This is a genomic window from Sphingobium lactosutens (assembly GCF_013393185.1).
In the GTDB taxonomy this organism is placed as follows: Bacteria; Pseudomonadota; Alphaproteobacteria; order Sphingomonadales; family Sphingomonadaceae; genus Sphingobium; species Sphingobium lactosutens_A.
The window spans coordinates 1-11,783 of the sequence record NZ_QJQX01000038.1 but is presented as its reverse complement, the minus strand read 5'-3'; the positions used below and the strand labels follow the sequence as shown (position 1 = coordinate 11,783).

General features: G+C 58.6%; 12 protein-coding genes and 2 pseudogenes. 4 read left to right on the top strand and 10 right to left on the bottom strand.

Going from position 1 to position 11,783, the window contains the following annotated elements:
* Positions 1 to 56: 56 nt before the first annotated feature.
* The 5 genes from DM806_RS09030 to DM806_RS09010 form a co-directional block, all read right to left on the bottom strand.
* A complete protein-coding gene (locus DM806_RS09030) occupies positions 57 to 302 on the bottom strand; it encodes a hypothetical protein (protein WP_019052496.1) in 246 nt (81 codons plus the stop codon).
* A 17-nt stretch (positions 303 to 319) separates the two neighbouring features.
* Positions 320 to 1,984 carry an IS66 family transposase gene (gene tnpC / locus DM806_RS09025; protein ID WP_179041790.1) on the bottom strand — a complete coding sequence of 555 codons (1,665 nt, stop codon included), beginning with the start codon at positions 1,982 to 1,984 and terminating at the stop codon, positions 320 to 322.
* Positions 1,985 to 2,055: 71 nt separating this feature from the next.
* Entirely contained in the window at positions 2,056 to 2,397 is a 342-nt protein-coding gene (gene tnpB / locus DM806_RS09020; protein ID WP_019052498.1) for an IS66 family insertion sequence element accessory protein TnpB, read from the bottom strand.
* The gene (tnpA, locus tag DM806_RS09015; protein WP_062788688.1) at positions 2,394 to 2,741 is read right to left on the bottom strand and encodes an IS66-like element accessory protein TnpA; all 348 of its coding nucleotides are present in this window, start codon (positions 2,739 to 2,741) and stop codon (positions 2,394 to 2,396) included. Before tnpA ends, tnpB begins: the two co-directional genes overlap by 4 nt.
* Positions 2,742 to 2,952: 211 nt before the next feature.
* Positions 2,953 to 3,165, bottom strand: a complete 213-nt coding sequence (locus tag DM806_RS09010; protein ID WP_179042905.1) for a helix-turn-helix domain-containing protein — start codon at positions 3,163 to 3,165, stop codon at positions 2,953 to 2,955.
* 687 nt (positions 3,166 to 3,852) lie between these two features.
* On the opposite strand from DM806_RS09010, the gene DM806_RS09005 reads away from it, so the two are divergent.
* Both DM806_RS09005 and DM806_RS27205 read left to right on the top strand, forming a co-directional pair.
* On the top strand, positions 3,853 to 4,833 hold the full coding sequence (locus DM806_RS09005; protein WP_372859410.1) for a tyrosine-type recombinase/integrase: 981 nt from the start codon (positions 3,853 to 3,855) through the stop codon (positions 4,831 to 4,833).
* A 15-nt stretch (positions 4,834 to 4,848) separates the two neighbouring features.
* Positions 4,849 to 5,139: a tyrosine-type recombinase/integrase gene (locus tag DM806_RS27205; RefSeq protein WP_256869179.1), complete on the top strand. Its 291-nt coding sequence runs from the start codon at positions 4,849 to 4,851 to the stop codon at positions 5,137 to 5,139.
* On the opposite strand, the gene DM806_RS09000 is transcribed toward DM806_RS27205, so the two are convergent.
* Together DM806_RS09000 and DM806_RS08995 are read right to left on the bottom strand one after the other, a co-directional pair.
* Entirely contained in the window at positions 5,124 to 5,321 is a 198-nt protein-coding gene (locus DM806_RS09000; RefSeq protein ID WP_179042904.1) for a helix-turn-helix transcriptional regulator, read from the bottom strand. The genes DM806_RS27205 and DM806_RS09000 overlap by 16 nt on opposite strands.
* Before the next feature lie 478 nt (positions 5,322 to 5,799).
* Positions 5,800 to 6,882, bottom strand: coding sequence for an IS5 family transposase (locus tag DM806_RS08995; RefSeq protein ID WP_179042903.1), 1,083 nt, complete (start codon positions 6,880 to 6,882; stop codon positions 5,800 to 5,802).
* A 184-nt stretch (positions 6,883 to 7,066) separates the two neighbouring features.
* Between DM806_RS08995 and DM806_RS08990 the strand changes: the two are divergent.
* Positions 7,067 to 7,354 (top strand): annotated as a pseudogene (locus DM806_RS08990) (nitroreductase family protein); the annotation flags it as partial.
* 406 nt (positions 7,355 to 7,760) lie between these two features.
* On the opposite strand, the gene DM806_RS08985 reads toward DM806_RS08990, so the two are convergent.
* A complete protein-coding gene (locus DM806_RS08985; RefSeq protein WP_179042901.1) occupies positions 7,761 to 8,324 on the bottom strand; it encodes a TetR/AcrR family transcriptional regulator in 564 nt (187 codons plus the stop codon).
* A gap of 106 nt (positions 8,325 to 8,430) precedes the next feature.
* Here DM806_RS08985 and DM806_RS08980 point away from each other — a divergent pair, with 106 nt between their 5' ends.
* Positions 8,431 to 9,123 carry a glutathione S-transferase family protein gene (locus DM806_RS08980; RefSeq protein ID WP_179042900.1) on the top strand — a complete coding sequence of 231 codons (693 nt, stop codon included), beginning with the start codon at positions 8,431 to 8,433 and terminating at the stop codon, positions 9,121 to 9,123.
* Positions 9,124 to 9,585: 462 nt separating this feature from the next.
* Here DM806_RS08980 and DM806_RS08975 read toward each other — a convergent pair whose 3' ends face one another.
* The gene (locus DM806_RS08975; protein ID WP_179042899.1) at positions 9,586 to 10,842 is read right to left on the bottom strand and encodes an IS701 family transposase; all 1,257 of its coding nucleotides are present in this window, start codon (positions 10,840 to 10,842) and stop codon (positions 9,586 to 9,588) included.
* Between the two features lie 103 nt (positions 10,843 to 10,945).
* Positions 10,946 to 11,706 (bottom strand): annotated as a pseudogene (locus DM806_RS08970) (IS5 family transposase).
* Positions 11,707 to 11,783: the final 77 nt, after the last annotated feature.

Genomic DNA, 11,783 nt, shown 5'->3' with positions numbered 1-11,783 from the left:
CGTACGCATCCGGTGAGGACCGCGGCTACTGACGGTTTGCTGGGGGATTTGGCATCTTACTTGCCGAGGAAGGCCTCGACGCCTTCTTGAGCGAGCACATCGCGGAATGCAGCATCGGCATCGCGGTCGGTGGGGAATAGATTGTCCCAGACCGTCGAGGTGCCGTGCTCGTTGACGACCTCGAGGGACCAGCCACGTTCGGTGGCGAGCCGCACGATGTTGATGGTCAGCCGTACGCCCGCCTGTTCGATGGACCGGCAGAGAGAGGATTCAATCAGTTCGGGTTGCGGGTCAAATTCCATGCCGTGATGCTATGAGATCACGGCTCCAGCTTCAACGCTGTTGGTTTCCAATTCCATGGGAGCAGATCGCCAAGCCGATTAGCCGGATGACCGGCGATGCGGGCAAGGACGTCGGCGAGCCAAGCCTGGGGATCGAGGTCGTTGAGGCGACAGCTTTGAATGAGTGAAAACATGATGGCGGCGCGCTGACCGCCGCGATCGGAGCCGCAAAATAGCCATGCTTTCCGCCCGAGTGGCACACAGCGTAGCGCCCGTTCCGCTGCGTTGTTCGTGAGGCATACCCTGCCATCGACGAGGAAGCGGGTGAAGGAGTCCCAGCGCCGAAGCATATAGTTGATAGCCTTGGCGAGATCATGGTTACGCGACAGCTTGGCGAGTTGGGCGTTCAACCAGTCGTGCAGTTCGGCGATCAGTGGCGCGCTCAACTCCTGACGGGCGGCAAGCCGCTCCGCTGGTGTCTTGCCGTTGATACCGCGCTCAACGTCGAACAGGGCGTCCAGCTTCTGCACCGCCTCCAGCGCAATCGGATAGATCGGGCCAGTCCGCTCGCCGCGGCTCTTCTTGCGCGCAGCGCCCTCGACGTCAGCAAGTTCGAAGAACTTCCTGCGCGCGTGAGCAAAGCATCCTGCCTCCAGGATGAGACCAGGCTGGCGGTTGGGAGCGTACAGCTCAAAATAGCCCGCATAGGCATCAGCCTGCAGAATCCCGGACCAGGACGCGAGGTGCGCCTGGGGATGTTCCCCGCGCCGGTCGCGCGAATAATAGAAAACCACCGCCGGCGGATCGGCGCCGCCGAACGGGCGGTCATCCCGGACATAATCCCATAATCTACCGGTATCGGTCTTGCCCTTGGCCATGACCGGCACGGTGGTATCGTCGCCATGCACGCGCTCGGCGGCAAAGACATGGGCCTCGATCAGCCGAAAGATGGGCATCAAGGCGAAGGACGCCGCACCAACCTGATCGGCAAGCGTGGAGACGCTCAGCGGCACGCCTTCGCGAGCGAAGCGCTCCGCCTGGCGGTTGAGCGGCTGGTGCTGCCCATACTTCTCGAACAGCAGCATGGCGAGGAAGCTTGGCCCTGCCCAGCCACGCGGCACGACATGGAATGGCGCGGGCGGCTGCGTGATCTTCTCGCAGTCACGGCAGGAGAATTTCTCGCGTACGGTCTGGATGACCTTCCAGGCACGCGGGATTACCTCCAGCGTCTCGGTTACATCCTCGCCCAGCTTCGACAGGCGCATGCCGCCACAGGCCGGACAGGAACAGGGCGCCGGAACGACGACGCGGTCGCGGGGCAAATGGACGGGGAACGGTTTTTTAACTGGCCTCTTGCGCTCAAAGGCGGTGACGTTCGTCGCCTTTGTCGCGGCGGCCTCGGCGGCCAGATCATCTTCGGCGGCGTCGGCCTCCAAATCTTCGAGCTCAAACTCCATCTGCGCAAGAAGCCGGCGGGTGCGTTCGGCGCTGGGGCCGTACTGCTCGCGCCTGAGCTTGGCGATCTGCAACTTGTAGTGCGAGATCAACGCCTCGGTGGCGCTCTCCCGGGCACGGGCATTGGCCAGTTCGGCTTCAGCGCTCGTGGCCCGCTGTTCGGCTTCATCGGCGCGCTGCGCACTGAGCCGTACCAACGCCTTGAGCGCTTCGATATCGTCAGGCAGGGGCGAAACGGCGGCGTCCACAACTTGGATGGAATCATAGAAAACCTCCCGGATGAAGCGGAAAATGCAGCCTCCGCCGAGAAAATCTGCGCCTATCCTGCGCTCTGTGGGCGCCAGCTATATTGCGGGTTCCGCCAGTCCACTCCGTCGAGCAGGCAGGCCAGCTGTGAGCTCGTCAGCGACACCACGCCGTCCTTCGCGGCGGGCCAAATGAACTTCCCTCGTTCCAATCGCTTCGAATATAACGACATCCCGAGGCCGTCGTGCCAGATTATCTTCACAAGCGCCCCGCTGCGCCCGCGAAAGACCCAAAGATCGCCGGCAAATGGGTCTCGCGAGAAGCTCTGCTGCACCATTGCTGCCAAGCTCTGCATGCCGCGCCGCATATCTGTGTGGCCCATCGCAATCCACACCCGCGCGCCAGCTGGGATCATCGCAGGGCCTTGAGCGCTGCCGACACCAAGGCAGCTGGTGCCGACGCAGATATGCTCACGCGCCCTTTGCCACCCAGATCCACGATGATCACCGGCATTGCGGCCTGGTGCGCATTCTGCTGTTCGCCATCGTCAACCACCGCCTCGGCGAACTCCGTCAGGGCGGGCGGCTGCCGCAGCTTGTTGCGCCACGTGTAAATGCGCGCCGTGGAAATATCGTGCCGACGCGCCACAGCCAAAACGCTGGCCCCAGGCGCAAAGGCTTCTGCCAAAATCTGGAGCCGTTCCTCGTCGCTCCAGCGCCGCCGCCGTTCCGGCCCGGTCATCACCGTGATCTGCCGCATCCACTGCTCCTAAGCGTGCTCTCGAGAGCGTTCTTAAGAGCAGGCCCCTACCTCACGACAAGGCGCGTCTCGCCGGATGCATACCACAGATCGCCCACGCATTGGCAATGAAAATTGATTCATTGGTGCTAATCTGCTCGCGGGGTTAGTTGCGTTATTCCAAAAGGGCGTGGACGTTTGGTTCTACTGACTTGGTGCGCCCTACCGAACTTCAAAACTGTGATGTGTTGTCGAACCTCCGATCTTCGGCCCATTTTTGAAGATCGGCTTGCGCGTAGAGCACGCGTCTCCCGAATTTTCTGAACGGTGGTCCTCCACCTACCACTCTCTGCTTTTCAAGAGTGCGAGGCGAAAGACGCAAAAATTCCGCTGCCTCAGAATTGGTGAGAAAGATGCAACCATTAGGATTGTCGCTCTGTTTCACCGGTCATAACCCTTATGTGGGAATGCCGCATGGAAGCACGTTGAAATTTGTAAATTATAGATACTGATGAAAATGAATAGCGTTGCACTTGATTTTATTCGATTTATCTGATTATTCAGATAAATAAACCAAATAAAAATGAGAACGATATAACAAAAACAGAATTTAATTTGAATTGATATATTCTGGGTGAAAAATTCAAAGCTTGCAGAAAGGCTGATAACGTCCGCGCTTCGCCCCGCGGATTCTGCGGGGCCGAGTTTCGAGAGCGACGAGAATGTTCCACAACAAACGTCGTGGTAAATCAGGGCTTCGGATTTAGGCGTTCTATCAATCACGGCCTTCAGCCGCAAAAACTGCCCGTTCTTCTCGTTCATGTACAAACCAACCTTTTCGTTGGTCTGCCCGCGTATGAAACATGCCTTAGGTCCAGCGGCGGATCAAGATGGATTGGAATGTTTTTGCACCGCGGTGTCCTACCCCCGCAACCAACACAAGGTCCAAAAAGACCAACAAAGTCTCAAATGGTCATCGAAAAATCTGGTTTTTTCAATCAGTTATTCGATGTAACATGATCTCACACAGGATCATAACTGCCCAGGCGGTTACCATGAGATTTGTTGGTAAATTTGTTGGTTCAAAAGGCCGGATTTTAAGTCCCGCGCACGGAACTCAGGAGACTGATCCGTGCTGACCGATAGCCTTATCCAATCCATTCTTCCGGCCACGCGCCCCATCAAGAAAGCCGATGGCGGCGGCCTGAACATTTGCGTCCTGCCCAATGGACGACGCGAGTGGCGTCTCTCCTATCGTTTTGCCCACAAGCAGAAGAGTATCACGGGCGGTGACTATCCGGTCATGAGCATCGATCGTGCCCGCGTCTGGCGTGAGGAAATGAAGGCGGTCCTAGCCGCCGGAAATGACCCGGCCGATATCAAGCGGCAGCAAAGGCATGAGGATCAGGCTGCGCGTACGACGTTTCGCCAGCTCGCCCAGGAATGGATGCTGGCCAAGAGGCCAGGCTGGTCGGATCGCTATGCCGGTGTGATCGAACGGCGGCTTGAGGCGGACATATTCCCTACCATCGGCAAGCTATCTGTCCGTTCGATCCTGCCGCGCGATATGCTCAATGCCCTCAAGTGTATTGAGGATCGCGGTGCGACCGAAATGGCGCACCGGGTACGTGCCTATTGCAGCGAAATCTTCCGCTTCGGCATCCCAGATGGCCGTGTGCTCTCCGACCCTTGTCGTGACCTGGGCACGGTCATGCGCAAGCGTGCGGCCGTAAACCACCGCGCGAAGATACCCATTAAGGAATTGCCACGCTTCTACGCCGCCCTCAACGCGGATACAGGATCGCGATTAAGCCATCTGGCGTTACGCTGGACGATCCTGACAATGGTTCGAACAACGGAAACCCGTCACGCCCAGTGGTCCGAGTTTGAAGGCCTTGGTGGAGCAGAACCGCTTTGGCGCATACCGGCCGAGCGGATGAAAATGCGGGTTGAACATCTGGTACCCTTGCCTCCACAGGCGGTTGCGCTGCTGCGGGAGATCAAGGACCTCAATCTCTATGGCAAATATGGCAATGAACGTTTTGGACAATATCTGTTCCCGGTAATTGGGAATCAGGGAGACACGATCAGCTCGAACCGCATGCTGGTGTAGTTGCAGCGGCTTGGGGTGGGCGACAAGGCCACAGTGCATGGTTTTCGTTCGATCGCCAGTACCGTGCTGAACGAAACGGGCCACTTCAAGCCGGATTGGATCGAGCTTCAACTGGCGCATGTGCCAGGCGGGGTACGCGCCGTCTACAACGCAGCACGCTATCTCTCTCATCGCCGACTAATGCTTGAATGGTGGGCGGAATATCTCGACAAGGCCGAACAGGCTTCGGCAGCCATCGCTATAGAAAAGGCGACGCCTGCAAAGCCTGTAGTAGGCGCGCTGGAGTGGTTTCAGTCGTCCTGGTAAGCGTTGGGCGCGTGCATCCAGCGCAAAATCTGTGACAGGCGCCAGGCTACTGCCCTGGCGCCTATTTTCTCGGGGGCTGGAAATCTACCCAAGTGGATATCGCGATAAATCGAGGCTTTGGGCTTGCCCGTTTTCGCAATCACGGCGCGCAGTCGCAGAAACTGCTCTTCATTCTCGTCCATTTACAAACCAACTTTCTCTGTTGGTCTGCCCGCGTTAGCAGTATGTCAATTTGACATCAGCCTTTCAACAAAAGACTTGCAGCGAGGGCTGCGCGGCGCAGCATTGTACCAGCTAATACAGGCACCCCACAGCTTCTGCCCTCGCCCTAGCCACGACCGTTATCTTATGTCTCTAATCAACGGGTTATCGTGTAAGTAAGGCTTTTTCACTCCGACTTCGGTTTAGGCGCGCACTTCTGATTGTACAATCCTAAAGGCAGACAGCAGCGGCGAAGCATTGTGGCGAAATGGACTTTTAGATGGAATCTATACAGGTTTGCGCTGCTAATGAAGAAGGTCCCAAGCTGGACGCTTCGAAAAACCGGTTAATTTTGGCGTGATGTCGCATTGAGAAGTTGGGAGGCCTGACAAGGCGCATTTTCCGGCGGTTTTGATGGACTGTTGTCGTTCCGATGCCCGTTCTGGGGCCGTTCTCGCGTCAAGCAGGCGCAGTCCGGCCTTCGAGCCATGCGAGGCGCTGGAAGTTATAGACCAGGTTTGCCATGCCGATCTTGATGCGGGCTCTGGCGATGCCGATGGTTCGGACGACGAGGCCCATCCGGTGCTTCTGCCCGGCGAAGACATGCTCTACGGCAGCGCGGACCTTTGAGCGCCGTGCATTGGCCCTGGCTACCCGTTCGGGCAGTGGACGCCTGGGCAACCGCTTCTGATGGATGTTGCTGGTGAACCTGCCCCTGGCGAGGAACGCCTCGTTCTTCTTCGATCGATAGGCGGTATCAGCCCAGACGCCCGAGGCGGTGTTCTCCTTCCTGATCAGATCGGGCAGTCGCGCCCCGTCATGGGCATTGGCAGCGCTCGCATCCCAGGTGCGGATCAGCCCGTGCGCCCGATCGATGCCGATATGGTTCTTGTAACCGAACATCGGGATGGCTAGATCGACCGGTCTGGACGCCTTGGGATCGGCGCCTTCCTGCACCTTGGCCTTGGGGTATTTGATCGACCAGCGCGCATCGCGATCCTTCTGTCGGACCTTGGCCGGCGTCCAGTCCGCAGGGATCCGCCCTTCCTTGATCGTGGTCTTCTCCTCATGGGTGTTGCGCTGTTTCGGCGCGGGTACGACAGTCGCGTCAATGATCTGCCCTCCCATGGCTAGATAGCCCCGGTCCTTGAGCGCTGTATCGAAGCGCGCGAACAGCCGATCGATCGCTTTGGCCTTTACCAGCCGCTCCCGGAATAGCCAGACCGTGGTCGCATCGGGCACGGTGCCCTCCAGCCCAAAGCCCAGAAATCGCTGGAACGACAGTCTATCCTTGATCTGGAATTCCGTCGCTTCATCCGATAGCGAGTACAACGCCTGCAACACCAGGATCTTGAACATGACAACCGGATCGAACGGCGGCCTGCCGCCCTTGTGGCGAGGCCCGCGCCGCAGCGCCGCTACCAGCGCACCGCGGAAAACCTCGAAATCCACAACAGCCGACAATCGTTCCAGCGGATCACCCGCCGCGCTCAGCGCCTCGTACCTGGCTGAAAGATCGAAGAAACCCGGCTGCCCTATCATTACCGCCTCCGCCGCATCGCCGGCTAAGTGAATCAAATCTGGCACTCAAAAGCTAGGGTTTTTCGAGGTGTCCAGCTTGTGTCGGAGGCTGGCAGTTGTATGAAAGCGTCGGCTTCGAACATGGCGGCCGGGTCGGGTCAGCGAAGCAGGCGCTGGAGAATTTTCGCTTGTTCGGCGCCCCCACGCCTTGATCGTTACGTCACCGCGTGATCTGGGAACATATGGAGCGATCGGTTCGGGTCTTTATCTCGGCACTCTTCTGATCGCCGCGCAGAGCCTTGGTCTGGGGATTATCCCGCAGGCTGCTCTCGCCAACTATGCCCCGCTCATGAGCGCGCATTTCGGCATCCCGGAGGACCGGCTGATCATCCTCGGCGCTTCGTTCGGGTTCGTCAACGAATCGCATCCGGCAAACGGGTTCCGCTCGCGCCGGGCGGGATTGGACGAGATAGTCGAGTGGGTCGATGGCTGACCCATTTTGAGTCCACACTCTATCGGGACGGGGTCGTGGCCGAGACGATTTTTGGTATCGAGCAAGACGCGAAGACCGAACGATGCTCCCGCATCGTGACCGACACGTGACGCCGCCTGGGGCCAAATCGGTGCGCTGCGCAGGTGTCGTCGTTTGCCATCGCCAAGCGACTGCGCCGCACTCCTTCAACGCCGTCGTTCACGACGGTCGCGACCCGCGTTCTGATAAAATATGGCCTCTCGGCTCGGGACGTCTTGATGGCGTGCAGGCGCGAGGATCGGTTGATTGAAAGGGGCGTGAGAAGGCGTCATCATGCCTGATGTGATCTGGCTGTCGTAGGCACAGAATATATCCTGCTTCATCCGTGCCTGTGCTGCCGCACGAACGAAGCTGAGCCTGTCCGCTGTCAGTAAGGCAAAAGCCCCGCGTCACGAAATTCTTCGATCGCCGAGTCGTAAAATGAAATATCTGACCGGCTTCTCGCCAAGAGCTGCGCACCGGCAATGGCTCCGAAGATGGCCCATGCCCTTTTTTCACTATTGTTGATCGGGACTGTCGCTGCTGCGGATAATTGCCTGGCGATCCATGCCACATTAACGTCAGCGAAGGCTTGTACTTCCTTTTTTACGACATCCGGCAAGTCGTCATATTCCGCGCCCATGAAACTGCTCATGCACATCCGGTTGTCATTCTGAAGGGCCGCGCGAAACGTATCGGGGTATCGCCGCAGACAGTCCAGTGGATCGGGCGCCTCGTCGGACATGGCTTCCAGAGCAATGACGGTATCTTCTCGATAGCGCTTCGCTACGGCCGCGCCCAAGTCGGCTTTGCCAGCAAAATAATAATGGATGCTCGCTGATTTTATCCCGACATCTGCGGCAAGGTCGCGAAAATTCAGGCCACCATAGCCTCGCGCCTGCGCAGTTCGCCTTGCGGCACTCAAGATTGACTCTCGGGTGTTGCTACTCATTTTTACGCCTTCGTACCGTGTTGCCTGCCAAATGACAGTAGGCATTGACGCGGCCAGTGGCGACGGTCTAATCTATCTATCAACTGGTAGATAGAGAGGATTTTTTATGAGAATATATGACCGCGAGGCAGCGCCGCATCCCGCTCGGATTCGGATCGTCCTTGCCGAAAAAGGCCTTGATGATGCGGTTGAGTTTGTCAGCGTCGATCTGATGGCAGCTGCCCAGAAGCAGCCGGACTTCCTGGCAATGAATCCGATCGGGAAAATCCCCGTGCTTCAACTCGAAGATGGTACGATAATCTCTGAATCGACGGCGATAACCGAATATCTCGACAATTTGGATGATAATCCCATTCTGACTGGCACGACGCCGAGGGAGAAGGGTCTGATTCACATGATGCAGCGTCGAGCGGAGATGATGATGATCGATGCCATCGACGATTATTTCCACTATGGAACCCCGGGCCTTGGCGCCGCGCTCCGACCTTGGCGGATGCCTGACTGGAGCGGTGCGCAGGAATGGGGGCAGCGGCGCGGAGCATATGCTGTAGCAAATATGACCTACTTCAATGATCTTTTAGCAAAGCAGCCGTTCCTGGCAGGCGATCGATTTTCGCTGCCCGACATTACTTTGTTTTGCGGCCTGATGTTCGCCGACATCGTTGGCTTGCCGATCGCTGCAGAACTCACAGCGCTTCACGCTTGGCGCAACCAAGTGGCTGAACGTCCTGCTGTCAAGAACCGGACAGGCCAAACGCCGCTCCCTGAAGATCCGGCTCGCGTCAACGTCGTGCCATGAAGAAGCCTTATCTTTTGCGCTAAAGCTGACATGCACCTTGACGGGATTTGCGTAGCCTGAGGATAATATTATGCTCAGGCTCATTACCGCCCATCAGTGTGGAGATTATGCCGCCGTGTAGCGGCTATCGTCCTTCACTCGGCGTGCCTGACAGCGCTTGGCGCCGCCATATGCTACGGGAACACTGCCTGCGATTTGGCCATGATGTTGGTACCCGGCCTCAGGCTATCCTTTCCCGCTCGGCGATTATAGGCATCGCGTCGAACGATGAGAGGAGAGCCTGCCTGTGCAGGTCATATTCCTCGACGGATGCGTCCTTCACCGGGCCATACCCCCGCACGTCATAAGCTGCCCCGGCAAGTTCAATCGCCCTAGCACTACTTTGGCAGAAGTGGGTGATGTACATTTGCCAAGCATCCTCCGCAATGAGGGCAATGGCGCGGCGGGGCGCGCGATAAGCGGTCAAGGATAGCTTGGTGTACAGCCGGTAGGCTCGGCTGAGGGGGCGGACCGGAGACTCTTTTTTTTCCGCCCCGTCTGAGCGAGCCTTCGTGTTTGCAGGAAGGCATAGGCGATCATTGTCATGAGCGCATGGCGATGCAGCCCGGTCCACGAGCGGCCCTCGAAATGGTCGAGACCAAGTTCTTCCTTGAGTTGCTGATGCGCCTGTTCGCAGACCCAGCGCGCCTTGATGGCGCCGGCGACATCTTTGGCTGGCGTGTCGGCGGGAAGGTTGGAGAGATAGTATTTTCGCTCGCCGCTGGAGCGATGCTCGCCCACCAGCCAAGCCTCTTCGCCTGGCATGTGCTGTGCGCCAGCAGCACCGATCCGCTGTGGCGTGCCATCAGCGATCCGCACGCGCATGACAGCGAAGCGGGCGCTCAGACGGCCTTTGGTTCCCCGGCGCCAACTGATCTGCCGCCACTTCGCCTCCTCCAGCATGGTATGGGCGGCTAGGGATTTGACATCGGGTACGTGCCGGACACGCGGTCTTCCACGTCCCGCCACCGGAAAGATCAACTGCACGTCGGCGGGATAAACCTTCTGGTGGCGGGGGATGCCGACCGCCCAGCAGAGGCCCCGTGCGCTGAGCGCCTGCCGGAACGGTGCGGACACGCCATAACCGGCATCGGCCAGGACGCAGCCAAAGCGCACGCCGGCAGCGATGATGCGGTCGATCTCCTCGATGGCGATGTCAGGCTTTGTGCGATAGGCCCGAAATGCTTCGGGCACGGCCGCCTTCGCCATCCGCACCGTGTCGCTGGTCCAGCTTTCCGGCAGGAACAGCCGCAAACCCAGCATGACCGGAACTTCTCCCGAGGCCAACGTCACGGACACCAAAGTCTGGCAGTTGGCGTTCTTGCCTAACACCGTGGCGTATTGCGGCGCGACACCGACCGAGGCCTTGCCCTTCTTGGGCAGCGCTGTGTCGTCGATGATAAGCCAGGCCTTGTCGCCGCCGACCAGCGCGTCAGCCTGTCGCGACAACGTCGCCTCCAGCGGCGCGCTGTCCCAGATCCCTGCTCCGACGAAATGGTGTAGCCGGTCATAGCTGAGCGTGTCGATGCGTGCCGCCATCGGCTGGATACTCTTGCGATCGCCCGGGCCTATCAATCCGGCGATATAAGTCGGACACATCCGCCGCCGCGTCTTGTTGGCCAGAGCTTGCAAATACGGCTCAAGCCACTGTTCGAGATCCCGCCGCCAATCCTCTTCCATCGCCAGCCTCCACAAAAGCTGGCTCCCTATGAATCACGCATTCCTACGAAGGGGAATCCCAAAAATCACAATTCTGCCAAAGTAGTGCTAGCGCGTAGACTCATTATGCGGCGCACCAGATTCGAACGCAGATAAGTTTGATTGCGGCGAGGAAATTGGCTGGATCCTTGTCGTAGCGGGTGGCAATGCCACGGTACTGCTTGATGCGATTGAAGAAGCGCTCGACGAGGTTTCGCTGTTTGTAGAGCCATGGCGAGAAGGCGAAGCGCTGCTTTCGATTGGATCGATTAGGGATGTTGGCCCAGACGTTCCTAGCCGCAGCGGCCTCACGGATTGCGTTGCTGTCATACCCCTTGTCGCCCAGCAGGGTGGCGCCTTCGGGAATGGCGTCGATCAGCGCTTCAGCCTCACAGGCATCGTGGACCTGCCCGCCTGTCAGTCTTAGGCTGACAGGGCGTCCTTCAGCATCGACAAGAGCGTGGAGTTTGCTGGTGAGACCGCCCCGGGAACGTCCCATGCCACGATCGCAACTTCCCCCTTTTTGCCCGTCGCACCGTTCTGGTGGACGCGCATGCAAGTGGAATCGATCATCACCAGTTCGCCATTATATCCGGCGGAAACCGCTGCCAGCAGCCGGTCCCAGACCCCGGCTTTGCGCCAGCGGACAAACCGGTTGTAGCAGGTCGTCGGAGGCCCATAGCGCTCAGGCACTTCGGCCCATGTAGCTCCCGAGCGAAAGCGCCACATGATCCCGTTGAGAACGCGGCGATCATCCACCCGCGCCACACCGCGAGGCTTGTTGGGCAGCAACGGCTCGATAATCCCCCATTCCCGATCTGTCAGTTCATACCGACGACGTGCCATCCAACCCTCCAATGCTGGAGAGCCGTGAATCATCTCACTCGCCAAACCGCAATCTATTTATGAGTTTACGGCCTAGT

What these genes read in the sequence shown, in the direction of transcription:
- DM806_RS09030 (WP_019052496.1), bottom strand. Translation starts at nt 302, where the DNA reads ATGGAATTTGACCCGCAACCCGAACTGATTGAATCCTCTCTCTGCCGG.
- tnpB (WP_019052498.1), bottom strand. Translation starts at nt 2,397, where the DNA reads ATGATCCCAGCTGGCGCGCGGGTGTGGATTGCGATGGGCCACACAGAT.
- tnpA (WP_062788688.1), bottom strand. Translation starts at nt 2,741, where the DNA reads ATGCGGCAGATCACGGTGATGACCGGGCCGGAACGGCGGCGGCGCTGG.
- DM806_RS09000 (WP_179042904.1), bottom strand. Translation starts at nt 5,321, where the DNA reads ATGGACGAGAATGAAGAGCAGTTTCTGCGACTGCGCGCCGTGATTGCG.
- DM806_RS08995 (WP_179042903.1), bottom strand. Translation starts at nt 6,882, where the DNA reads ATGATAGGGCAGCCGGGTTTCTTCGATCTTTCAGCCAGGTACGAGGCG.
- DM806_RS08985 (WP_179042901.1), bottom strand. Translation starts at nt 8,324, where the DNA reads ATGAGTAGCAACACCCGAGAGTCAATCTTGAGTGCCGCAAGGCGAACT.
- DM806_RS08980 (WP_179042900.1), top strand. Translation starts at nt 8,431, where the DNA reads ATGAGAATATATGACCGCGAGGCAGCGCCGCATCCCGCTCGGATTCGG.
- DM806_RS08975 (WP_179042899.1), bottom strand. Translation starts at nt 10,842, where the DNA reads ATGGAAGAGGATTGGCGGCGGGATCTCGAACAGTGGCTTGAGCCGTAT.